The 22,046-nt window shown below is 33.4% G+C and carries 23 protein-coding genes and 2 pseudogenes; 7 read left to right on the forward strand and 18 right to left on the reverse strand.

Annotated features, from left to right (window positions below; translation table 11 throughout):
• Nucleotides 1-86 precede the first annotated feature (86 nt).
• Nucleotides 87-1,866, forward strand: a pseudogene (locus C568_RS31705) (peptidoglycan D,D-transpeptidase FtsI family protein).
• Nucleotides 1,867-1,877: 11 nt separating this feature from the next.
• On the opposite strand, the gene C568_RS0102740 reads toward C568_RS31705, so the two are convergent.
• From C568_RS0102740 to C568_RS0102760, 5 genes are all read right to left on the reverse strand, one after another.
• On the reverse strand, nt 1,878-2,705 hold the full coding sequence (locus tag C568_RS0102740; protein ID WP_018780725.1) for an SH3 domain-containing protein: 828 nt from the start codon (nt 2,703-2,705) through the stop codon (nt 1,878-1,880).
• Entirely contained in the window at nt 2,702-3,226 is a 525-nt protein-coding gene (locus tag C568_RS0102745; RefSeq protein WP_003198341.1) for an RNA polymerase sigma factor, read from the reverse strand. The genes C568_RS0102740 and C568_RS0102745 overlap by 4 nt, the downstream gene beginning before the upstream one ends.
• A gap of 582 nt (nt 3,227-3,808) precedes the next feature.
• On the reverse strand, nt 3,809-4,135 hold the full coding sequence (locus tag C568_RS0102750) for an antibiotic biosynthesis monooxygenase family protein (protein WP_018780726.1): 327 nt from the start codon (nt 4,133-4,135) through the stop codon (nt 3,809-3,811).
• 83 nt (nt 4,136-4,218) lie between these two features.
• Nucleotides 4,219-5,436 carry an MFS transporter gene (locus tag C568_RS0102755; RefSeq protein WP_018780727.1) on the reverse strand — a complete coding sequence of 406 codons (1,218 nt, stop codon included), beginning with the start codon at nt 5,434-5,436 and terminating at the stop codon, nt 4,219-4,221.
• 97 nt (nt 5,437-5,533) lie between these two features.
• On the reverse strand, nt 5,534-6,577 hold the full coding sequence (locus C568_RS0102760; protein ID WP_018780728.1) for an ArsR/SmtB family transcription factor: 1,044 nt from the start codon (nt 6,575-6,577) through the stop codon (nt 5,534-5,536).
• 276 nt (nt 6,578-6,853) lie between these two features.
• Between C568_RS0102760 and C568_RS0102765 the strand changes: the two genes are divergently transcribed.
• Nucleotides 6,854-7,444 (forward strand): hypothetical protein, encoded by a 591-nt coding sequence (locus C568_RS0102765; protein WP_003198335.1) that lies wholly within the window; start codon nt 6,854-6,856, stop codon nt 7,442-7,444.
• Between the two features lie 86 nt (nt 7,445-7,530).
• Here C568_RS0102765 and C568_RS0102770 read toward each other — a convergent pair whose 3' ends face one another.
• The 3 genes from C568_RS0102770 to C568_RS0102780 are packed head-to-tail and all read right to left on the reverse strand — an operon-like array spanning nt 7,531 to nt 9,052.
• On the reverse strand, nt 7,531-8,112 hold the full coding sequence (locus tag C568_RS0102770; protein ID WP_018780729.1) for a kinase: 582 nt from the start codon (nt 8,110-8,112) through the stop codon (nt 7,531-7,533).
• On the reverse strand, nt 8,112-8,654 hold the full coding sequence (locus C568_RS0102775) for a GNAT family N-acetyltransferase (RefSeq protein WP_018780730.1): 543 nt from the start codon (nt 8,652-8,654) through the stop codon (nt 8,112-8,114). The genes C568_RS0102770 and C568_RS0102775 overlap by 1 nt, the downstream gene beginning before the upstream one ends.
• A gap of 14 nt (nt 8,655-8,668) precedes the next feature.
• Nucleotides 8,669-9,052, reverse strand: a complete 384-nt coding sequence (locus C568_RS0102780) for a VOC family protein (protein WP_003198317.1) — start codon at nt 9,050-9,052, stop codon at nt 8,669-8,671.
• 336 nt (nt 9,053-9,388) lie between these two features.
• Between C568_RS0102780 and C568_RS0102785 the strand changes: the two genes are divergently transcribed.
• Nucleotides 9,389-9,634 carry a hypothetical protein gene (locus tag C568_RS0102785; RefSeq protein ID WP_003198313.1) on the forward strand — a complete coding sequence of 82 codons (246 nt, stop codon included), beginning with the start codon at nt 9,389-9,391 and terminating at the stop codon, nt 9,632-9,634.
• 78 nt (nt 9,635-9,712) lie between these two features.
• On the opposite strand, the gene C568_RS34100 is transcribed toward C568_RS0102785, so the two are convergent.
• The 5 genes from C568_RS34100 to C568_RS0102800 all read right to left on the reverse strand — a co-directional run bounded on the left by C568_RS34100 (nt 9,713) and on the right by C568_RS0102800 (nt 12,357).
• On the reverse strand, nt 9,713-10,411 hold the full coding sequence (locus tag C568_RS34100; RefSeq protein ID WP_148305771.1) for a vWA domain-containing protein: 699 nt from the start codon (nt 10,409-10,411) through the stop codon (nt 9,713-9,715).
• Nucleotides 10,412-10,513: 102 nt separating this feature from the next.
• Nucleotides 10,514-10,705, reverse strand: a complete 192-nt coding sequence (locus C568_RS34105; protein WP_018780732.1) for a hypothetical protein — start codon at nt 10,703-10,705, stop codon at nt 10,514-10,516.
• A gap of 21 nt (nt 10,706-10,726) precedes the next feature.
• Nucleotides 10,727-11,110, reverse strand: a complete 384-nt coding sequence (locus C568_RS34110; protein ID WP_018780733.1) for a hypothetical protein — start codon at nt 11,108-11,110, stop codon at nt 10,727-10,729.
• Nucleotides 11,111-11,495: 385 nt separating this feature from the next.
• A complete protein-coding gene (locus C568_RS0102795) occupies nt 11,496-12,032 on the reverse strand; it encodes a DUF2812 domain-containing protein (protein ID WP_018780734.1) in 537 nt (178 codons plus the stop codon).
• A 7-nt stretch (nt 12,033-12,039) separates the two neighbouring features.
• Complete coding sequence (locus C568_RS0102800; RefSeq protein ID WP_018780735.1) at nt 12,040-12,357, reverse strand: PadR family transcriptional regulator; 318 nt, start codon at nt 12,355-12,357, stop codon at nt 12,040-12,042.
• Nucleotides 12,358-12,574: 217 nt separating this feature from the next.
• On the opposite strand from C568_RS0102800, the gene C568_RS0102805 reads away from it, so the two are divergent.
• From C568_RS0102805 to C568_RS0102815, 3 genes are read left to right on the forward strand one after another with little or no spacing between them, the layout of a single operon-like run.
• On the forward strand, nt 12,575-13,504 hold the full coding sequence (locus C568_RS0102805; RefSeq protein ID WP_018780736.1) for an AAA family ATPase: 930 nt from the start codon (nt 12,575-12,577) through the stop codon (nt 13,502-13,504).
• On the forward strand, nt 13,501-14,664 hold the full coding sequence (locus tag C568_RS0102810) for a DUF58 domain-containing protein (RefSeq protein ID WP_018780737.1): 1,164 nt from the start codon (nt 13,501-13,503) through the stop codon (nt 14,662-14,664). Before C568_RS0102805 ends, C568_RS0102810 begins: the two co-directional genes overlap by 4 nt.
• The gene (locus tag C568_RS0102815; protein WP_018780738.1) at nt 14,639-15,739 is read left to right on the forward strand and encodes a DUF4018 domain-containing protein; all 1,101 of its coding nucleotides are present in this window, start codon (nt 14,639-14,641) and stop codon (nt 15,737-15,739) included. The genes C568_RS0102810 and C568_RS0102815 overlap by 26 nt, the downstream gene beginning before the upstream one ends.
• Before the next feature lie 61 nt (nt 15,740-15,800).
• Here the strand turns inward: C568_RS0102815 and C568_RS0102820 are convergent, their stop codons facing one another.
• From C568_RS0102820 to C568_RS0102830, 3 genes are read right to left on the reverse strand one after another with little or no spacing between them, the layout of a single operon-like run.
• Nucleotides 15,801-16,100 carry a putative quinol monooxygenase gene (locus C568_RS0102820; RefSeq protein WP_006095185.1) on the reverse strand — a complete coding sequence of 100 codons (300 nt, stop codon included), beginning with the start codon at nt 16,098-16,100 and terminating at the stop codon, nt 15,801-15,803.
• A 38-nt stretch (nt 16,101-16,138) separates the two neighbouring features.
• Complete coding sequence (locus C568_RS0102825; protein ID WP_018780739.1) at nt 16,139-16,777, reverse strand: nitroreductase family protein; 639 nt, start codon at nt 16,775-16,777, stop codon at nt 16,139-16,141.
• Nucleotides 16,778-16,807: 30 nt separating this feature from the next.
• Nucleotides 16,808-17,236, reverse strand: coding sequence for a MarR family winged helix-turn-helix transcriptional regulator (locus C568_RS0102830; RefSeq protein WP_003198290.1), 429 nt, complete (start codon nt 17,234-17,236; stop codon nt 16,808-16,810).
• Nucleotides 17,237-17,751: 515 nt separating this feature from the next.
• Between C568_RS0102830 and tet the strand changes: the two genes are divergently transcribed.
• Complete coding sequence (gene tet / locus C568_RS0102835; protein ID WP_018780740.1) at nt 17,752-19,725, forward strand: tetracycline resistance ribosomal protection protein; 1,974 nt, start codon at nt 17,752-17,754, stop codon at nt 19,723-19,725.
• Nucleotides 19,726-20,104: 379 nt separating this feature from the next.
• On the opposite strand, the pseudogene C568_RS35145 reads toward tet, so the two are convergent.
• A pseudogene (locus tag C568_RS35145) lies at nt 20,105-20,307 on the reverse strand (SMI1/KNR4 family protein); the annotation flags it as partial.
• 142 nt (nt 20,308-20,449) lie between these two features.
• The gene (locus C568_RS0102840) at nt 20,450-21,553 is read right to left on the reverse strand and encodes a lipocalin-like domain-containing protein (protein WP_018780741.1); all 1,104 of its coding nucleotides are present in this window, start codon (nt 21,551-21,553) and stop codon (nt 20,450-20,452) included.
• Nucleotides 21,554-22,046 lie beyond the last annotated feature (493 nt).

A 22,046-nucleotide genomic window follows, 5' to 3' on the forward strand; every position in this document is an offset into this window, starting at 1 on the left:
CAATCCAAATGATAAAGTTGTTCCCACATTTACAAAAAAAATAATAAATTTTAATATAGAATAGAATCTGGGTAAGGGAGGATTTTATGTTACATAAAAAATCAAAGAGGTGGATAATTTTAGCAGTTTCATTCATTTTAGGAGTTATTTTGATGTTTTTATTCAAAACGAGTTTTATTTCGTTTACTATCAAAACTTCTGCAGCTGAAAGAGGAAAAATTATTGACCAAAATGGAGTCATACTAGCCACAAATAAAAAAGTAAAATCTTTGTATTATGTCTATAATATTGATTGTCCAGCCGATCAAGAAGTAGCGAAGATATCAAATTTTCTAAATCAGTTTTCATCCAAGTTTAACCATAAGATTTCAGTAGATGATATAAATTCACAATTACAAAAATCTTGTAAACATCATGATAAAAATGAAATACGATTACATGCAAACTTAAATGATAAAGAATTCGCATTTATAAACGAAAACAACTTCAAAAATATAAAAGTAAAAAATGAGTGGATACGTGTTTATCCACATCATGAAATTGCTTCACAAGTAATTGGGTATGTTGACTATGAAAAAAATAACTCGGATTCTAATTATGTTCCTGTTGGTAAAAACGGAATTGAACTTCAATATGAAAACGATTTAAAAGGGAAACCAGGAAAAACTCTCACTTTTAAAATAAAAAATAAAAAGTTCTTATGGAACATACAAAGTCCTCAAAGAGGAAAAGATATTCAGCTAGCACTAGACTATAAACTTCAGCAAAAAACTGAAAAAGCACTAAGATCCCAAATTCAGAAAACCCCTGATGCTACTGCTGGTTATGCTGTGGTGATAGATGTTAAAACAGGAGAAATATTAACTATGGCTAACTCGCCAGTTTTTGATCCAAATATATTCAATACTCCTTTATCATCGTCTGAAAAAGAAAACATCCAATTACTTGCTCAAAATAAAACAATCCAAAAATTAAAGTATGGTGATTCCTATGTAAATATGGCATCAACTATAAAACCGCTTACTATATTAATTGGGTTAAACGAAAAGCTTTTTCAGCCTGAAGATACATATTTAGATAAAGGTCGCTTTCAGTATAATAATCAAAATAACATCACCAATGCTGCTGGAACTCCAACTGGTGAAATTACACCGAGTCAAGCTATCATTAACTCATCAAATACATTTATGACAGCAAAAGTAGCAATTCCACTATTCAATCAAAATAATGGAAATTTAGAAAAAGTGGCAACCGTGTGGACGAGTTATTTAAAACAATTCGGTCTTCGCTCCAAAACTGGGATTGATTTGCCCTTTGAAGAAGAAGGACAATATAAGTTACATGCATCTAGTAATTTTGAAAGTGGGATTTCTGCTTTATTGAATGCTTCTTGGGGCGCAAATGAAGTACACACTACTCTCCAACTCGCTCAATATGCGGCTGCTCTTGCAAATAAAGGGGACAAATACAAACCTCAAATCGTGAATGCAATTATGGAAAACGGTGATAAAAAAACAAAAGAATTTAAACCAATTTTAGAAAGTTCAAATCGTTATCCTTCAAGATTCTGGAATGTTTTACAAAGTGGAATGAGTCAAAACATACAAGAAATTAAAAACTTACCCTTTGACGTTGCTGGTAAAACGGGAATAACAAGTTCGCCGAATGAACAAGAGAAAGTTATAAATCATTCTCTATTTATTTCATATGCCCCTACTAAAAATCCGCATATTGCTATTTCTGTCATTATTCCTGGTGGTAATTCTGAAAGAAATAGTGCAGCACTTGTTGCAGCGGAAATTTTAAAGGAGTGGGATACTCTCCAAAAAGAGAATAAAAAATAAAGAGAAAGGTTCAATAAAGTGAACCTTTCTCTTTTACCATATAGAATCTATACTCTTTATTTTCCACATACCATCATTTTGTTTTTCAAAAATGAAAGAATACTGGATATCTATTGATACATGGTCTTCTTTTACGTAGCCAGTATAACCATTCATTGTAGTTATTTTTATATATCCATCATTCTTCACTTTCTCCGGAATCCATGCTTTTACAGTTTCGTTAGATACCCGATATAAAACGCGTGAATCATGTTTTGGTTGAGTTAAAATTTTTGTTTCTTCACCAACAACAGTAGCATATAAATAACGTTCTTGCTTCGTTTGGTTACTTTCTGCCAATCCACTTGGTATCTTATATAATGTTTTCGTATCATTCACAAATTCTCCCCCCATTGCAAGAGCTACTTGTAAATCATGAAAAATATCATCATCAAACTTCCATTCATTTTCACTATACTTTTCTCCCTTAAAAACAAATTCTTCATCCAATACTCTATATAAATCGTTCTTATTTTTTAAGCTTGTGTTTTGATTTAATTCATCCATAAATTGTTTTAGTGATTGATCTTGATTAGATTCATCTTTCATCTTAACTTCAATTTGAGTGCTACTTTGCACAGGCGGTTCATTTTTTCCAAACCAGAATTGTTGAAAGTTAAACAGTACAGCCGTAAAAACTAGAACAGCTGCAACAGTGAATGTCTTTATACGAAATGGCCTTCTAATTTTAGGGAAACCTTCCTCCCTATTTTGGTATATAGATTGTTTTATTTTATAAATAAATTCCTCTTCGTCTTGAGGCTGTTTCATAGGCCCACCTTTTAATTCTTTATACCAATCCGGCTTTCTATCATTGTTCATAATTCATCCTCCGATAATATTTTTGAAACTCGTGCACGAGCGCGATGTAGCCTAGATTTCACAGTTCCAATAGACACGCCTAATGTTTCAGCAATTTCATCATAAGATAATTCATATTTTGCATCTAGTATTAATACTTCACGATGTTTTTGGGGCAAATTTAATACGGTGTCCCAAACTTCATTCATAGTTTCTTTTTGTAAAAATTGTTTTTCTGCTGACGGATATTCCTTATCATGTCGAAAAAAACTTACTAAAGAAATCCTCTTAAAATAGGAGGACTTTAAATAATTTAAAGCTGTATTCCTTGTAATTTTTAATAACCATGTCTTAACAGAGGACTCATTCCGAAATGAATCCCACTTTTTAAATACTTTTATAAACACCTCTTGCGTTATATCATCTGATAAATGTGTATCTTTTGTAATAATGAATGAATAATTCCATACGTCTTGCCAATGTTCTCTTATAACATTATCAATTTCATCATGATTGCAATTTTCAATAACCTTATGTTCCATCTCAACACCTCAAGCTTATTTGCATAAGCATAAACACCTTTCCTCATGTTTTATAATTGACTCCCTTATATAGACAAGATAAAAGTTTCTTTTGTTCCATTTTCTATTGAAAATCATACGAAAGAGTTCTGTCATCAAAATTCCAAGATACTTGTATGCAATCTTTTAACATTTGACATACGAATTGCTTCTCTTTTTCAAGTGCTCATATATCCAATTCCTTGTATAGAATCTACCATTGCCGTCCAACAGGTTGTATCATGTGGAGATATGTACATTCACACGATATGTGGATAAAATTATCATTTCATGTCTATTTAGCTTAACTTATCTTTTCAAAAATACTGGTAATACCCTATCAACGGCAAGTTAAGATTGAGTCTCCAAAGGATTTTCTCTCATGTTGTTTACATGTTTAATATTATTCGTGTTTGTTTACACATTTACACATACCAAGTGAATAAAAAAGTACACCACTATGTGTGATGTACTTTTTTCATATATTATAAACAAAACATTGATATTAAAAAACTTTATGACACTCCATGTCTTATATTTTACAAAATTTATTTCCTTTTTTGATTAAGACTGCTGATAAGCAGATTTCGATGATTTCACATAATATACCGCATGCTCCGATTTCAAAATATGATCCGGTTTTGGTTTTCCGCGACTTGCTCTATGCCCTTCTAAATGCTCTTCACTTGTCTCCCAGTTTTTCCATGCTTCTTCAGATTCCCAGCGAATCATAACTACGACTTCTTCGTCTCCTCTTCTCACCTTTTTAACAAGAACACTTAAGTCGATAAACCCTTCAAATTTTTCAATAATACCTTCTCCAGAAAAACGCTGAACAACAAGGTCTGAAGTTCCTTCTTTAACTGTAATTGTTTTCGTTTCGATAAACATATATCCCACTCCCTTTGTATGCAAATAAATATATTATTGTTTCATTATAATTGATTTCGATAATCATTTTCAATTAAAATGTTTCAAGCTGATTTTTCTCGAATCGATTCATTGAGAAATTTAAAATACGGAAGGACTATTCCAGCTAAAGAAGTTACACATATGATAGAGCCAATTAATATATATAACGTTCTTACTCCCCATATCTCACTCAATACTCCTCCAACTAAAACACCTAGTGGCATCGCACCCCTTATTAAAAATAAGCGTACCGAAAATACCTTCCCCATCATATCATTTGGCACAGTTTGCTGGCATATTGTCGTGTTATGGACATTAAAAAACGCCATGCATACGCCCGCTACAACTTCAATCATAACTGCTAAAATGATGCTATGATTTAGGCCTAGTGAAATATATGTGATTCCTCCTACCAATAGCGCCCCAAGCATGAGAAGACGTCGACTATGATACTGAACTTTCCCAACAAGTATAGAGCCAATTACATATCCAAGGGGAAAACCTGCCATAAAATATCCATAATCAGCATAACTTGCCGAAAGCTCATCTATTATATATGGAAGGTTGATAACCATCGTTACACCGACTCCAAATTGAACAAATGTGAGAAAAATACCTAACCAAACGATAATGGGTTGTTTGAAATAATAGGTAAATCCTTCAATAGATTGCTTTAACCAACTTTTACGAACAGTTTGAGCTACTCTATGTTCCTGTATAAATAACAGTAAAGTACCACTTATAAATAGAAATAAACAAACGAAAAATAAAGTTAGCTTTACGCCTATAAACTCAATAACAATTCCCCCTAATACAGGGGCTAAAAACATCATAAGACGAACCATACCATCAATATAAGCGTTCGCTGTTTGTAGCTCTTCCCTTGATACAATTATTGGTGTAATCGCTTGATTGGCTGGTACATAGAATGGGGTGATAAGCCCCACGATTATTTGTACAACAAAAATATGCCATGTTTCTATATTTCCAATGATTATCATACATAGAGGGAGTAAAAAAGCTAGCCCACGTGTCCACTGAGATACAATCATAATCCATTTCCGGCTCCACTTATCAATGAAAGGACCAATGACAAGCTGTAAAAGAAGCGATGGGATAAAGTAAAGTAGCCACATACTTCCTAAGGCCATTTTCGAGCCCGTTAATTGATAAATAAGAATGGAATTACATAGGGTACCAAATGCACCGCCTAATTCAGAAATCGCGCTACCAATCCACATAAAGAAAAACGATCGATTTTTTAAAATATTTCTCCCCATTTTGCACCAACTTTTATTTTTAGTTCTCCTCCTATTGTGTATATTCTATAAAAGTAAAATTATTTTATCTTTTACCTTTGGATGTACAAATTTATAATTAATGATTTAAATAGAATTCCAACTCTTTCGATATAGCCTCTAGTGCTTTCTTTTTCAAAAGATACTTTGCATCTTGAATATCAACTAACTTCGCAGATCTTAAAATTTTCAAATGATGATGAATTGTTGACTTCCCAAGATTTAATTGTTCCGTTATCTCCTGCAATGTACGATCTTTTTCAAATAACAATTTTACAATTCTCAATCTTGCTTCATCACCTAAAGCCTTATGTTTATGAACTAAAAAATAACTTGGCTGATATGGATCTTCTGGATGTATACTTTCATTTGCGATTGGATAATGAAATATTTTTGTATCTTCTATATCTGCTTCGATATTCCAAGGTCGATACGTGTATTGTGGAATAAGAAGAACATGATGTACACTTAGCTCTGGAGAATAGGTAACACCGCCTGTTGCCCATTCAACAAATTCTTCGGCCTTCATCTTTTCGTTCATTTTACATTTCGTTTCATAGTCTTGTTTTAGTATAAGCGATAGCTTTTCTGCTTCCGGTTCAATAATAGCTTCATACCAGCCTGTCATCACTGTAATGAAATGCTCTTTAAGCATTTTTATATCCGCTTTACAGATGAAATCAATATAAGCAGGAAAAAATGGATTGCTACTTGTTAACTCTTTTAAGTCCTGAACTGCTTTCATCTCTCCATTTGCTGCCTTCCTTCTTTTTTCTTGATATGTATAGCCGACAAATGGAATGCATATATACTTTAGTTCCTCCTCTGATAGCGAGTTAATATACTGAATAAACTCAGATAAATTCATAAAATCCTCTCGATATAATAGCTGTAACAACGCTTTCCACGTGTTATGTTTCTCTACGAAACGTAAATGCTCTATCATTTCCGCTGATAATGATTGTCTTATCTCCTCCCACTCACTTTGAGATTTTTCTAACGTATCAATCAGCCTTTTATGAGTGATCGCCGCAATCCCGAGCGCACACTCAAACAGTAATGAATACTTGATTTGAACGTCATATGTCTCCTTTTTTCTACTTGTCAAATTCAATACTTCCATTGTATCCCTCCTTATTTTGTTATTATTTTAAATTCTATAAATATCGAATTTATCCTTTTATATTTTTAGAATTTTAAACTTTTCAAAAAAGACTCGTAAATTAACATATTGCTCATTATATAAAACCAAGAAAAGGATAGATAAGGCAAAAACATTTATGCCTTATCTATCCTTTGTCGCACTACATATTTAATTTATAATATAATAGAAATACAATAATCCGGAACATTCCCACTAAAATGATATGTTTTTCAGGATGGAAAGGACATACAGAATATGAATAAAAACTTAACAAAAATTACAATAACAAGTGGTCTCATTCTTATTTTCTATCATTTTTTTCAATGGTATTTAGTAGAATTTCTTACACCATTTGCTATGCCGTTTTTATCAATAGCAATTCACGGATGGTTTTTCGTAATGTTAATCCTTACGATTATACATGTTATCAAATATAAAAGTTGGAAACCTTTTATTATTCAAATAACGATAATAGTTATTTGGCTATGTACACCATTTACACTAATCTATCTAAAACTAGATTTTATATTCTACAAAGAAAACCGTAAAGAAGTTGTAGAACTTATAAATCGCAAAGAGTTAACTCCTAATATTAATCATGATAGTAGCCAAATTCATTTACCTGAACGATTTGCAGCTACTTCAAAAGGCGGTGGAGATGTACTTATACAGCATAATAAAAATGGTACCTTAGTTTTCTTTTTTACTTATCGTGGTATATTAGATAACTTTTCCGGGTTTATTTACACACCAAATGATATAAAACCAAACAAAAATGATTTTAATAGCGAATATAAAGAAATCACAAAAATCGAGAAAAATTGGTATTATGTCACGTCGTATTAAAAATGATACAAATATTAGAAATACAAAAAGCTAGCATTTTGCTAGCTTTTTAACAATTATAATTATCTATGAATGGGTAGGAACATTCATTTTATAACTAAATTAGCATTTTGCTTCGGAAATTCCGTTTTTAAATAAAAATCTTCCGCTTTCCAATATCTATGTTCAAACTTTAGGAGATTCTTTTGTGTTTCTTCATTTTCACGAAGAAATCTTTGTTCCCTTGGGCAATCCAAATACACCATGTAATCAAAGTATTCTCGCCACTCTTTACGCTGAAGAAATATTCCTTCAATTACGATCACACAAGGATTAGGTATGATTAGCTCTCTCATTTCACAGAAATCCGTTTGATGATCATAGAACGGAATGGTTAGCTGATTTGCCATTCTTAATTTATGAAACAAATGCTGTTGCAACCATTCAACATCCCATTGTAGTTGATAATACTCATACCATTCTTCATATTTCGTATTATAGCGCTTGCTACGCTCCACAATATGATCATCAATATGAAAAATATGAAATGGAATATCTTTTTGTTTCAATTCGTCTTCTAGCTGCTTGACTAATGTTGTTTTTCCCGAACGACTCAGACCATCTATACCTAGAATAAAACGATTACTTGTATTTTCAGCAATCACTTTTACTAATTCGTTTGAATTCATTATCTTTTCCACTCTTCTTCTAATAATGAATAGATTACAGTATCATGAGCTACACCATTTTGAATCATATATTTTCGAAGTAATCCTTCTTCCTGAAAACCAGCTCTTTTCAGTAATCGATGTGAAGCCTCATTTTCGGTATAAACAACTGCTGCAATCCTTATTAGCTGTAGTGTTTCAAATCCATATGTAAGAATTGCCTGTAAAGCCTCAGATGCATACCCTTTTCCCCAATACGTATCATCTAATTCATAGCCAATTTCGGCTCTCTTATGATTTTGATTGATTAAATGAAATCCAAATGTACCAATTAATTGATTTGTTCCTTTTAGCTCTATCCCCCAGCGTAAAACATTTCCCTCTTCATACCTTTTTCTAAAAGTTTGAATCGTATTTTTCACTTGTTCCATATTTTGAAAAGAGTCCATACCAAAGTAACGGATAACAGATGCCTTCTCAAAATAATAAAACATTGTTTCAGCGTCTAATAATGTTAATTCCCGTAATTTTAAACGCTCAGTTTCTAAGATTGGAAATCCCATTCTCTTTTCTCCCTCTACTCTAATGAGTTACAAATTTCTATGTAATTACCATCTGGATCAGACACATAAGCAATGGTTTGCCCCCATGGTTTCGTTATTGGCTCCACTAATACCTTTACACCTTTTTCTCTTAATCCCGAAATCGTTTCGTTAACATCCTCCACAACAAATCCAATTTCAAAATTAGAGGATTCTGATTCACCCTTTGGAATTGATAATCCCGTTAACTCTCGTACATCCTCTCTACTATTCATCGCTAAAATTGTTGCTCCGGTATCAAACTCAATGTATGTACCATGTTCGCCTTTTATCGGTAAGCATAAAAGATCTTTATAAAACCGAAGACATTCTTCATATCGCTCCACATATAAAATGACATATTTCATTTTTAAGTTCATTGTAATCCCCCTTTCAAATTCTCTTCTAAAAATTCGACAAAGGACGTAGAAAACCTTGTTTATATGACAGTATTCATAATTATAAACAAAAAAAAGAAGACCGATTTCTCGGTCTCAAACATATTGGCATAAAACAGGAGATTGGTTTGGACATAACCAGTTCATACTTTTATTATATTTTATCTTTTCTGAATTTTAAATATAATAATCAACGATTTATGTTGAGAAACTTTTTTTTACAGGGATGGTTAAATATAATTGCTTGTACATCAATAACTTTTGCTTTTGAATAAATTTCTTCATATAAAGAGATGCTAAAAATGGAGGTGTATACATATGGAACCAATGCTTTGCCCAAGTTGTAAAACAAATCGCACTCGCTTTAATATTCTTGAGCAGCAAATAAAACCAGTAAAATTAAATCCACAAACTGGTCAAATTGAAGAAGAATATACGAACGAAACAATGAATGCTTTTCATATGGCATATCAAGGACCTTCCTATCGTGTCCAATGTGCAGTATGCGGGCTTGTTGAGAACCCAGAACAATTTATTAAACCTGCGCAAAACCAATCATTCTAACACTTGGAAACTTGATTCATATTTCCTAATCCAAAAGGTAACATAAAATCCCTCATTACCTTTTGGATTATCTATCAATTACTCGCTTTTAATCGACCTACTCATCTCTTCATAATGCTTTTTTATTTTTTCTTGGAATTGACTATATGCCATTTCCACTTGTTTCTCTTGCTTCTCGGTTAAATCGTTTATCTTTTTCTCTATTTCATCAGCTAGTTGTTGACTCATTTTTTCGTCTTTATGTAGAATTGTAACCGTATGCTTCATAGCAATCTGAACGCTTCTTATATTTTCTTTCGTTTTCCGTTCATATTCATCAAGTTTCATTTTATCACTGACGCTAGCCATATTTAAATCTACTTGAGCTCCACCAGCCTTTAATCTACGACTCGTAATATCTTTTCCTGTTTCTTTAAACTGATCTTGTAACTCTTTTGCATTATTTGCTAGTACGTATTTCCCCTTACTTACTTCCGCGATCTCTTTTAATTGTTTTTCTGCTTCATGATCTACTTGAAATCCAATAATATTCATAATAGGTTTTATGTTTGAATTCGAAACTTTCTGAGCCTCTTCAACTGGATTTCCTCCACATGTTTCCACTCCATCACTTACAACACACATTATATTTTTATCATTTGCTTTTGCAGATTGGAACGTTTCTGTAGATCTTTTAATTGCTTCAGCGAGCGGTGTCCACCCTACCGGCTGAAACCCATCTAATGATTGACGGAACGTTGTTTGATTATACTTTTGTAAAGTATATACATTTTCAATTGCTCCGCATGAAGCCGTTTTATCCTTCTCATCATTTGATCCTTTATGTCCATATACTCGTAACGAAACATTAACAGCCTCTGGTAAATCAGAAACAAATTGCTAAATTGCCTCTTTTGCAATATCCATCTTCATTTTTCCATCGATTTTACCAGCCATACTCCCACTAGCATCTAATAGTATTTCAATATTATAGTTTCCCCTGTCCTCTTTATTTTTTTGCTCTCCCTTTGTTCCATTACTTTTCTTTTCTTCATCCTCAACTCTGCCTATTTCTAAAATTTGTAATGGCATTTTATCAAATGGTATAATCTCCTATTTTAACAAGCTATACATCGTATGTACATATAAGTCCGCTTGCTCACTATTAGATTTATTCTTCAAATCGGCAGATTTTACATTCTCTTCCGTATCATGAGCTACCTCTTTCATAATCGGTTCCAATTCTTTCGATATGTCCAATAACCCCACTTTATACTTCCCGTTATATTTTCCATTCGGATATTTCGTCATTTCTTCAAATGTAACAGGAATAGAATGAACAACCTGTTTTTCATTATCTATTTTCTTACTTTCTTTCTGGCTTACATTCTGGCTTACATTCTTGTTCTCTGTTTTCGTTGTTTCTGTTTGTGTACCAAAAGCATTACAAAAGATAAAAATGATACATATCAATGTCAGTTTATATACCCTTTGCACATTTCTTCCCCCTAACTATATCCATATACAATTAATCCCATTTAAGAATTATTATAACGGAATAATCTTATCTTTCTGAAAAATAAACAAAAAAAATTACATATACTCCTATAAAATTTCCTTACAACTCTTTCTGAAACCAATAAAAAACGCCACTTGTTTTCCAAGTAACGTTTTTAATTTTATTCTTCATCTATTCTTTCAACTCACTGTAAAATTACTTCCCCTTTTAATACAACTAATCGAACGAGTACAAGCAAATCAATTATTATATGTAGTAGCATGGATGGATAAATGGATCCTATGGTCATATACAATCGTCAGGAACTGTTCAAAGTAACGCTCAGTGAGATGCAACTGTACTATTGTTTTAGAACCGAGTCCTTCACAAAACCTCTTTTTTTAATTTTCTTATCTTCCAAAATAGCCTTACAAATATATACACATACATGCATCCGAAAAACCCCATCATAATTTTCATCCAAATAGGACTATTAGATTCTGAAGATCCTAAGAGATTCAAATACATCCCCGGTATCATAATGACAAAGATAAGTGCAAAAAATCTCGTTAAATCCATAAGTTTTTCAATCTTTGTTTCTTTCTCAGAATAAATATCCGGTAATTCATCATCATCTGTCACTTCTTTAGAAAAATAGTGCCATTTCTTAAAACTTGTTACATGCTTCCAGCCAGACATCTCATATATTTCAATGTATTCTTTTTGATTCATTTGTGAGTTTCGATTATCTAGTTTGAAATCGGCTTTATAAACAACATCCTTCGGCTCTGTTTTCTTAAATGTATACATAAAATTGTAGTTTTGGAATGCCCAGCCCTTTTGGTGCATTTTTCTTAAATACGCCTCTTCTTTTTCTAGGTTCCACGCCGCAAAAAATTTGAATGTCTTCTTAATCTCCATACTGTCTTCACTCCCCTAGAATATTTTCCCCATTTTGAACAGAACGTTGTAACCTTTTAAATTCAAGTTCTAACACTTCTCTACCAAATGGGGTTAACACATAACATTTCTTTCTATCTGTAGATGCTACTTCAACAATTAGTTTTTCTTTCAATAACTTTGTCGTGTTCCCATATAACGTACCAGGTCCGAGTTTTACTTCTCCATTCGTCATTTCTTCCACCATTTGCATAATCCCATAACCATGCAGAGGCTTTACTAATGACAACAAAATGTAATACGTCGCCTCTGTTAATGGAATATATTTCTGCGCTTTCACACTCATTATAACTACCTCCGATACATCGATATATGATATATCGACTCACGATACATCGTATATCGATATTGTATATCGTATTCCAAATAAATACAACTAAAAACGAAGCTGTTTTTTGAAATTTTATATTTATTCTATATAAAAATATTATTATATTAATTTTCAGAAAAATTTGTTAAAATATAACAAATACACTTGTCTACTTTTTGAAAGGATGATACATATGATAAATAAATTAAAAGAAAATATAAGTTCTGTTTTTGTCGGAAAAGAAAACGTGGTTGATTTACTCCTTGTTTCATTACTTGCGGATGGTCATGTATTGCTTGAGGATGTACCTGGTACTGGAAAGACATTACTCGCTAAAACAATTGCAAAAAGTATTGGCGGCGGATTTTCTCGTGTTCAATTCACTCCCGATGTACTTCCGAGTGACGTGACAGGCATTGAATATTTCAATCCTAAAACGAGTGAATTTGAATTAAGATTTGGACCAGTCATGACAAATATATTGTTAGCAGATGAAATAAATCGGGCTATGCCTAGAACACAATCTAGTTTATTAGAAGCAATGGAAGAGCGCCAAGTAACTCTCGAAAAACAGTCCACGCCTCTTCCTAAACCTTTCTTTGTTATTGCAACGCAAAATCCAATTGAATCACAAGGGACTTTTCCTCTTCCGGATGCACAGCTAGATCGTTTTTTAATGACCATTTCAATTGGCTATCCTTCTCCAGAAGATGAACTAAAAATGATGCGCCGTTTTCGAAATAACAAGCCTTTAGATGCCATTCGCCCCGTTATAAATTTAGAAGAAATTTTACAAGTACAACAAAAAGCAAAAGAAATATACGTATCTGAATCGTTAGAGCACTATATCATTCAACTAGCCAACGCTACACGAAATCATGATTATATCGCCAACGGTGTCAGCCCGCGTGCAACACTTGCCTTAGTCAGGGCGATACAAGCATTGGCCTTTTTACATGGTCGTGAATACTGTACGCCTGAAGATATACAATTCTTACTTCCTTACGTATGGAAACATCGTCTCATTTTATCAATGGAGGGTGCGCTGCGAACAACAAAACAGAAGTTAATTGAAAGTATTTTAACTGACGTAGACGTTCCAGTGGAGATTGAGCAATCATGAATTATACACGCATCGTAACTGTTCCATTATTTTTCCAGCATCATATTATTAAATTAACAATTCCAGTAGCTCTATTTCTAGCCTTCTATGTACCTAGTTCATTTTTAGTTTTTCCATTTTTGTTTTACTATTTGTTTGCTTATTTTATTTATCGATATACCGCTTATATAGATCGACACTTTCAAATTATCGATAAAAAACAAACATCACGTTTATTTCCCGATGAAACAGGTAATTTATCGATTCATTTGCAAAATAAAGCAAAACTTCCTTTAGTAAATGGAAGTTGTTTTTTACATATTAACCCAACCTTAGTTCCACATACGACTACTGGCGTTGAGCAAATATCTAAAACTTTATTTTCCTTTCGATTTTCACAACCTGCAAAGTCAGAACAAAAATGGGAATTATCGTTTACCGCTACAAAACGTGGTGTTTTTAAAATTGAGCAGTTTGAATGCATTATAGGTGACCCATTTCATATCATTCAAGTTCATCTACCTACTGTAGACAAATTGAAGACTGAAATTATTGTTTACCCTACGTTAAAACGTGTTGCAGGTTTACAGGAGATACATCAATTGGCAATCGGTACTTATAAAACAAACTTTTCCTATTTTCATGATGAATCCTCTATTGTTGGCATAAAACAATATGAAAGAGAATCATTCCGCTCCATTCATTGGAAAGCATCTGCTAAAATGCAAAGTTTACAAGCGAAACAATATGAAGCGATAAAAAATTACAGCTGGACAATTTCTCTTTGCTTAGGAGCAGATCGTGGGTTTGGTTGGAAAGAAAATATCGAGGATCTTATTTCTTACACGACGTATTTATGTCAATTTGCAACAGAGAAAAATATTCCTTTTGAATTATTTGTTAGCATATTCACTGAAGAAGGCCCTTTACATCTCGCATTAAATGAAGGTCATGTACAATATGCGAAAGCATTAGAAGAACTTGCCCGAATTTCAGAGGATAGTACTTTACTCCCTCGTGAAAGTTTCCTGCACTATTTGAATAGGAAAAAAGAGCGTTCCTCAATACTATTTTTTGTCGGAATAAGAAAAGCTAATTTACCAAATATGATGCAGCAAACGTATCTCATCACTGATGAAGGGACGGTGGAAGAACTTGAAAACTTGGCTCCATTATATTAATGATTTTATCCTGTTACTCCTTCTTTGTATGCTAACAGAACGAGGAGCAATTGTTCACATTGTACTCTTCCTGACTATTAGTTTTATTTGCATTATTTTCATCAATAAAATAAGGGTTAATAAACGAACCGCCTTGCTTGTACTCTTTTTCGTACAAATTATACTTTGTTACGCATTTTCTATTTTCTCTATTGTCAGTTCCATCTTACTTCCGTTTTTCTTTTTTATCGTACATGCAAGAGAAGATATTACACCATATCATAAAATGCTAGGTGCCTTTTTATGGTTCATTGTCTCCTTTATTCTTCATGCGATGAAACTACCTTCTATATGGGAACTCGGACTATTCGCTCTGTTTATTTTGCTGTCGCTTTGGATTACAAGCTATAACAAAAATCAAAAATTAGTTCGTTTTATATCAATCGCAGTAATAGGCACAGCTAGCCTTTTATTCTTGCCGTTGATCCCTTATATACGTATTGTTCTCTCATATCTTTTATACTGGGTATCACTTGGTTTCGGATATGGCATTGAAGCTTTATTATCTATCACAAATCCGAATGATGCTACAGACGCGATAGAAAAGCTAGGCGGTTCCAGTACAGACATACCACCAAGTGAAAATTATAACCCTTTTGTTGCTCAATCCATTACAGCTACCTTGATCGGTCTATTTGCCGTATTTGTAATTTGGAAGCTTTACAAAAAAAGAAAATCATTTCATTTAGGAAACATCTCCTTCTATAACCCTAACATAACTATTACAGAGGCGGGGATTTTACAAAAACAAAGACGAATTACACGTCCACCTACTAATGCCATTCGCAAAGAGATTTTCAAACTAGAAAAGAAATTAAAACCACCTTTAAACAGAACTCGTGGTGAAACAGTTGACGCATGGATGGAACGGATTCAAAGAGAAGAAGATGTCTCTATTCAATTCGATACAATTATAGAAACGTACAATGCCGTACGATATGCTGATCAAGAGAATACTGCACTCTTTCAGCAATTTAAAGAAGAGATAAATAAACTTTACACCTATCAAAAGATGTTAAAAAAGAAGAAAAAATAAAATAAAACCTCGATAACTCCCTTTTAGAGTAATCGAGGTTTTACCTATCGTGCTAAAATCCTTATTTATTATTCACTTGTTGTCCATCGTAAACTTTAACATCTAATGGTGCTGTCAAAAATTGATTTGCTTTACTAACAAAAGAAGTAAAATGTTCACTCGTATTGTGGCTAGCAACCGCTTCTGCATCTTGCCAAACTTCTACCATTGTATATACATTTTCTTTTTCAGTATCTTTATATAAATCATATGATACGTTTCCACTTTCTTCTCTTGAACCATGAATCAACGGTTGAATTTCTTCTAAAAATGCTTGTTGTTTTGCTGGATCCACTTGAAATACTGCGTGAATGATAATCATAGTGCTTCCCCTCTCATATTCTACGTATCTTTATAAAATTACTTCCACTGAGCAATTTTATCAATCGGCAGACGAACTGATTTGTATCCACTATCAGCTGCTTTTCCAATTGAAATCAACATAACTGGTACATAACGGTCTTTATCTAATCCGAAAGCTTCTGCAATTTTGTCCTTCTCAAAACCACCAATTGGACATGTGTCATATCCATGAGCGCGAGCTGCCAGCATAAATTGCATTGATGCAAGGCCACCATCAATTAATACTGTATCCTTCATTACTTCTGGTGAAACTGAAGAGAAATACGCAGAAAGCTTTTGCATTTGAGCTTCTTTCACTTCAGCTGGCATAAGCCCACGTTCAACCGCTGTGCCATAAATCTCTTCTGCATTATCAAAGTTTTGTAAATCACCAAATACAGCGATCATTGCTGAAGATGTTTCTACTTGAAGTTGATTGAATTTCGCAAGAGGTGCAAGCGTTGCTTTTCCTTCTTCACTATCGATTACAAGAAAACGCCAAGGCTGCATATTTACTGAAGATGGTGCAAGTGTTGCTTCAGTCAGAATTTCTGTCATTTCTTCTTTACTAATTTTCACAGCTGGGTCGTATTTACGAATTGAACGACGTCCTGTTAAAATTTCTGTAAAATCATTGATTTTCGTTACGTTATTCATAGATGTAATCTCCCTTTTTCAATTTTATATTTAGATTTCCTGAATATTTGCTTCAATGCGATTTAACATATTTAAAAGGTTATCTCGCTCTTCTTCACTTAAACCTTTTAGCGCTGAAGCTGCAAAACGCTCTTTCTCTTCTTGAAAGGCATGAATTTTATTTCGTCCATCTTTCGTAAGAGAGACTAAAGTAATCCTGTTATCATCTGGATTTTTACGTCGTGTAATCATCCCATTTGCTTCAAGCTGTTTTAAATGCCTTGTAATCGCAGCATTATCAATATTCACTTCTTTTTGAAGTGCTTTTTGACTAATTTCATCTACTTCATATAACTGAAGTATAAGCTCAAGCCTAGATTGACTCATACCTGTACAACCTTCAAACTTTGAACTCACTTCTTTATTAAGAAAGTGTAATTTATATAAAATAATCGCTTCCTTTGAACATGAATTTGTCAATTTACCCCTCCTTTGCGAAGGCAACACATAATTATTTGACATATCAATAATTGATACATCAAATAATATACCCGATTAAAATTTTAAATGCAACCATTTTGTTTTTCACTTATTTATTTTTTGCCTACATAAAAAAATAAAACCTCTTTCCTTTTACAAAGAGGTTTTATTCATTCCGCTTAAATTATAAATTTCTCTCTAACAATATTCCCACCTGTTCTGCAATTACACGTGATGGTTCATTTCATTCATTCGTGTATTCGTGCACAAATCATTTAAAAATGTGTAATTATGATAAATCGCATGTATATAAGAAGTGAAACTTTAATATCAACCTCATTAGTAATCTTACCTTGCCATTTTTCCAAAATTAAGTATTTCACCAGATTACAAATAAGGAAAATTTCCCTATAATAGAAATATCATGAAAGACTGGAGAGTGATTGTAATGCGGCAATTTATTACGAAAAGAAATGAGAAAATGAACATGAAAAACGAAATGAGGATTTTAATACATGAAAACAATAAATATAGGGATTGTAGCGCATGTAGACGCTGGAAAGACGAGTTTGACTGAGCGTATTCTTTATGAAACTAATGTGATTCAGGAAATCGGTCAAGTAGATAAAGGAAGCACACAAACAGATTCGATGGAGTTAGAAAAGCAACGTGGTATTACAATTAAAGCATCTGTCGTTTCATTTTTTATAAATGATCTGAAGGTAAATGTAATTGACACACCCGGCCATGCGGATTTTATTGCCGAAGTGGAGCGATCTTTTCGTGTTCTAGATGGAGCCGTTTTAGTTATATCTGCAGTTGAGGGCATTCAGGCACAAACCAAAATTTTAATGAGAACTCTGCAGAAACTGCGCATTCCGACCATACTATTCGTCAATAAAATTGATCGGAGTGGTGCCCAAACTACTAAAGTGATACAACAAATACGGGAAATGCTTACCAATCAAGTACTTCCATTATATAAAGTGAAAAATGAAGGGACAAAAGATGCATGTATGATTCAAAATGAAGTACATGCTGATGTATATGATGAATATATTGAACTTCTAGCAACACATAATGAATCGTTACTTGAATCCTATGTAAATGGCGAAGTATTAACTACAGCCACTTTAAGAAATGAATTATGGGATCAAATTCAGCATGCAACTGTATATCCAATCTTTTTCGGTTCGGCAATGACTGGAATAGGAATCACTGAATTACTCGAAGGTATCTCAGTAATGATTCCCAAAAATAATTGTGACAATGATATAAATACACCTTTATCTGGGATTATTTTTAAAATCGAAAGAGAACTTACCGGGGAAAAAATTGCTTACGTACGAATATTCTCAGGCTGTTTACACGTAAGAAAATATGTTGATATTAATCGAAAACAAAGTGACTTAAAGACCCTTTCACACAAAGAAAAAATCAAAAAGCTTCATATATTTCATAATGGAAGTGCTATTCAATCCCCTACTGCTGGAACGGGAGAGTTTTGTAAAGTATGGGGGCTTAGCGACATTAGAATCGGTGACGTGATCGGTGAATGGTCAGATAAAATGAAAGATATTCACTTTGCAGAACCTCAAATGGAAGCTGCAATTGAAGTACGGCCAAAAGGGGAAAATCACAACCTATATCAAGCACTCGTAGAACTCTCAGAAGAAGATCCACTTATAAAAGTAGTGAAAGATGATATTCACAATGAAATCTATATTCGGCTTTTTGGTGAAGTTCAAAAAGAAGTGATTGAAACAACTTTACAGGAAAAATATAATTTAAATGTTTCTTTCTCAGACACAAGAATTGTATGTATAGAAAAACCAATTGGAATCGGAAATGCACTAGAAATAATGGGTGAAAAGAATAACCCTTTCTATGCAACAATTGGTTTTCACATGAAGCCTAGTGCACCAGGTTCTGGTATCACTTATAACTTAGAAGTCGAGCTTGGCTCATTGCCTTTAGCATTTCATAAAGCCATTGAAGACACTGTATTCCAAACGTTAAAACAAGGCTTATATGGATGGGAAGTCACTGACATTGCCGTAACATTAACCCATACCGGTTATGCAAGTCCCGTAACGACAGCTGGTGATTTTAGAAAACTAACACCTCTTGTCTTGATGGATGCTTTAAAGCAAGCTGGAACAAATGTATACGAACCAATAAATGAATTTGAATTAACAGTACCAACAAATTCAATTAGCACAGCAATGTATAAATTATCGGCAATACACGCTACTTTTAAAGACCCTGTACTGCATAACAATTCCTTTTATTTAACAGGAACTCTGCCTATGGCCAAAACGGAAAATTTTAAGCGCGGCCTACATTCTTTCACTGAAGGCGAAGGTGTTTTTATCGCTAGACCTTGCGGATATAGTAAAATCGAATCAAATTTCCCGTCGCGAAAACGAGTAGATTATAATCCACTGAATCGAAAAGATTATTTACTACATGTGCTTCGTGCTTATTAAGTGAAGATACTAGCATGCTCTGTTGTTCCCATAATCAACCTCCTTTTATACTAATTTGTTAAAAGAAAACAAATTTATCAACTTGAGCATATAAAGTAAAACTTTAATCAGTGGGGGGTCTCCATCCCCCACTGATTATTAGTTGAACCAATCGGGCTTTTACGGACAGTTCATCTCCCACCTAACTTCTTCGCTTTCGCTGAATTTTGAGGTGGGAGTGTTACTGTCCTTTAATGCGGGATAAAATAAAAAAGCGAATCTAAAGAAAGTTTAATTCCTTAGATTCGCTTTTTCTATAATATTTCACGAGTGATATGACACTTTTATCGGGGCGTTTAAAGCATCATAACTAAATAGAGAATTTATTATCAAATTATACTTAAAAACCAATTACTATCCATTCATCGACAACATTCCAGAAATTTAAATTGTACTTAGGTGGCTTATTTTTAAACCACAAGGTTGAATTCACATCAATTTTAATGGGTTCATCTCATTCTTCGATAATGCCCCAATCATTTGATACTTCATCTTCGGGAACTCCCCCATAGTATGACTGACATAATAGTAGACACCAATATGCTTTCAACTCGTATTCCGAAACTTCACAAACAGAAAATAAAAAGAGCGCTCTATCCAGATAAACTCGAAAAACAAGGTTTTGTAAACAGTCTGATCTTTCACAAATTATGAGTGAAAAGTGAAGCTATTCATTCTCTCTTAGCTAATTGTTGATGATAGCATATTTATTATTCCCGAAGAACATTTGATCCCATAAACCCTCAGCTTTATAATTTTTTTTCACACCATTCAATTCATGAGTCAGGTGAACATCCCCTAAGATACGAGTATAGGTAGGGTTAGCCCCTGACTTTTTGGCTACCAAAGCCTGAGTAGAATCCAAATTGTCTAATAAACTTATTGAAACAATATCCCTATTTCTAATAAATTCTACTGTATAAGACTCAAAACTTGAAATAGGTTGAAGGTATATTAAATGATTATCCATAAACTTTTTCGTTTCGGGATGTTCTATAATATCTTCTCTCTGAATTTTAGTAAGAGATTGATCGTCCGATATTATTTTTCCATCTTTGGCTAACATAAACACAGGCAACCTTTTGTAGTTATAATTCTTCTCAGCAATAATATCGCAAGCAATGATGTCAAAACCATCAACTTTAGCTCTTCCCCAATACCAATGATTCATCAATTTCTCCATGCCGATATTGCCCCAGTTATGATCATGGTAACCAGTCCCATTTAATTGAATCATTTTATCACCAATAGTCAAAGTAGCTTCGATTGTCGCGGATGGTTGAGCAATAAACCATGCAAAGAAGTGCTCATCTTGGTCTCCGTAGAACCAATGACCGGTGTTTGGACGCCACATCGGTAATTTTGACGTCATTACAGCATGATATTTAATATATCCTTCTTCAAAATGAAGGACATATTGTCCATCTTGGTATTTGAGGTAGGATTTGTTGATATTGACATCACAAATATCTTTTTTAGCGTTAATCCTGCTGCCTTTAGCCTCTTGAGAAGACATAAGGGTTTTGGTGCCATCAGGATATGTAATATCAATTTGGACTGTAGGCCATGCTGGTCCAAGAACATCAAAGTGATTTTTGGTGTAAAAGGTAGTCACTACAGTTGTTCCGTCCTCAAATTCGGCATCAGTATACCACCACTCAAAAGAACCTTCCCTTCCGTCTGTGCGCATGCCATCCTCTTTTGGCTGCGGTTCTGTAGGATGAATATTTAACTTTCTATAAGTTTCATCATCATTTGCCAATCTAACTTGTTCTACGTTTACACTCATTGTAACAACCTCCATTTTATAATGTGCTAACGACCGAAAACTGATGCTTGTAATCAAGAGAAGCTTTAATCAGTGGGGGTTTTCTCCACCCCCCCATTGATTATCAGCCCTCACCAATCGGGCTTTTACGGACAGTTCATCTCCCACCTAACTTCTTTGCTTTCGCTGAATTTTGAGGTGGGAGTGTTACTATCCGTTAATGCGGGATAAAATTGATAATTGTAATGTTTCTTGTATACAGTATAGAAAAAAACACCATATAATATATTGTAATTTTCTAAATATATGTTCATTTATTTTCTTTCATATTATTGAAGTTTATGTTTTTTTAAGAATAAAAGATTTTATCATTAACAGGAGATTTAAATGATAGAATGATACTAGAAAAAGTTATTGAATAGCATTTCTTATACTTACTGCACTTATATGAAACCGATATACAACTTCCTAAAAATGCAAATATTTTTTAGTGATTTAACATCTTTCGATAAAG

Origin of the sequence: Bacillus sp. 95MFCvi2.1 (genome assembly GCF_000374965.1) — a bacterium.
Lineage (GTDB): Bacteria > Bacillota > Bacilli > Bacillales > Bacillaceae_G > Bacillus_A > Bacillus_A pseudomycoides.

Excerpts from the sequence above, each read along its gene's own strand:
- C568_RS0102770 (WP_018780729.1), bottom strand. The coding sequence starts at position 8,112 with ATGAATTCAAACGAATTAGTAAAAGTGATTGCTGAAAATACAAGTAAT.
- C568_RS0102800 (WP_018780735.1), bottom strand. The coding sequence starts at position 12,357 with ATGAGTGTGAAAGCGCAGAAATATATTCCATTAACAGAGGCGACGTAT.
- C568_RS0102825 (WP_018780739.1), bottom strand. The coding sequence starts at position 16,777 with ATGAATAACGTAACGAAAATCAATGATTTTACAGAAATTTTAACAGGA.
- C568_RS0102810 (WP_018780737.1), top strand. The coding sequence starts at position 13,501 with ATGAATTATACACGCATCGTAACTGTTCCATTATTTTTCCAGCATCAT.
- C568_RS0102750 (WP_018780726.1), bottom strand. The coding sequence starts at position 4,135 with ATGTTTATCGAAACGAAAACAATTACAGTTAAAGAAGGAACTTCAGAC.
- C568_RS0102805 (WP_018780736.1), top strand. The coding sequence starts at position 12,575 with ATGATAAATAAATTAAAAGAAAATATAAGTTCTGTTTTTGTCGGAAAA.
- C568_RS0102755 (WP_018780727.1), bottom strand. The coding sequence starts at position 5,436 with ATGGGGAGAAATATTTTAAAAAATCGATCGTTTTTCTTTATGTGGATT.
- C568_RS34105 (WP_018780732.1), bottom strand. The coding sequence starts at position 10,705 with ATGCCATTACAAATTTTAGAAATAGGCAGAGTTGAGGATGAAGAAAAG.
- tet (WP_018780740.1), top strand. The coding sequence starts at position 17,752 with ATGAAAACAATAAATATAGGGATTGTAGCGCATGTAGACGCTGGAAAG.
- C568_RS0102745 (WP_003198341.1), bottom strand. The coding sequence starts at position 3,226 with ATGGAACATAAGGTTATTGAAAATTGCAATCATGATGAAATTGATAAT.
- C568_RS0102780 (WP_003198317.1), bottom strand. The coding sequence starts at position 9,052 with ATGAACTTAAAAATGAAATATGTCATTTTATATGTGGAGCGATATGAA.
- C568_RS0102740 (WP_018780725.1), bottom strand. The coding sequence starts at position 2,705 with ATGAACAATGATAGAAAGCCGGATTGGTATAAAGAATTAAAAGGTGGG.
- C568_RS0102785 (WP_003198313.1), top strand. The coding sequence starts at position 9,389 with ATGGAACCAATGCTTTGCCCAAGTTGTAAAACAAATCGCACTCGCTTT.
- C568_RS0102765 (WP_003198335.1), top strand. The coding sequence starts at position 6,854 with ATGAATAAAAACTTAACAAAAATTACAATAACAAGTGGTCTCATTCTT.
- C568_RS0102820 (WP_006095185.1), bottom strand. The coding sequence starts at position 16,100 with ATGATTATCATTCACGCAGTATTTCAAGTGGATCCAGCAAAACAACAA.
- C568_RS0102795 (WP_018780734.1), bottom strand. The coding sequence starts at position 12,032 with ATGGAGATTAAGAAGACATTCAAATTTTTTGCGGCGTGGAACCTAGAA.
- C568_RS0102775 (WP_018780730.1), bottom strand. The coding sequence starts at position 8,654 with ATGGGATTTCCAATCTTAGAAACTGAGCGTTTAAAATTACGGGAATTA.
- C568_RS0102840 (WP_018780741.1), bottom strand. The coding sequence starts at position 21,553 with ATGAGTGTAAACGTAGAACAAGTTAGATTGGCAAATGATGATGAAACT.
- C568_RS0102760 (WP_018780728.1), bottom strand. The coding sequence starts at position 6,577 with ATGGAAGTATTGAATTTGACAAGTAGAAAAAAGGAGACATATGACGTT.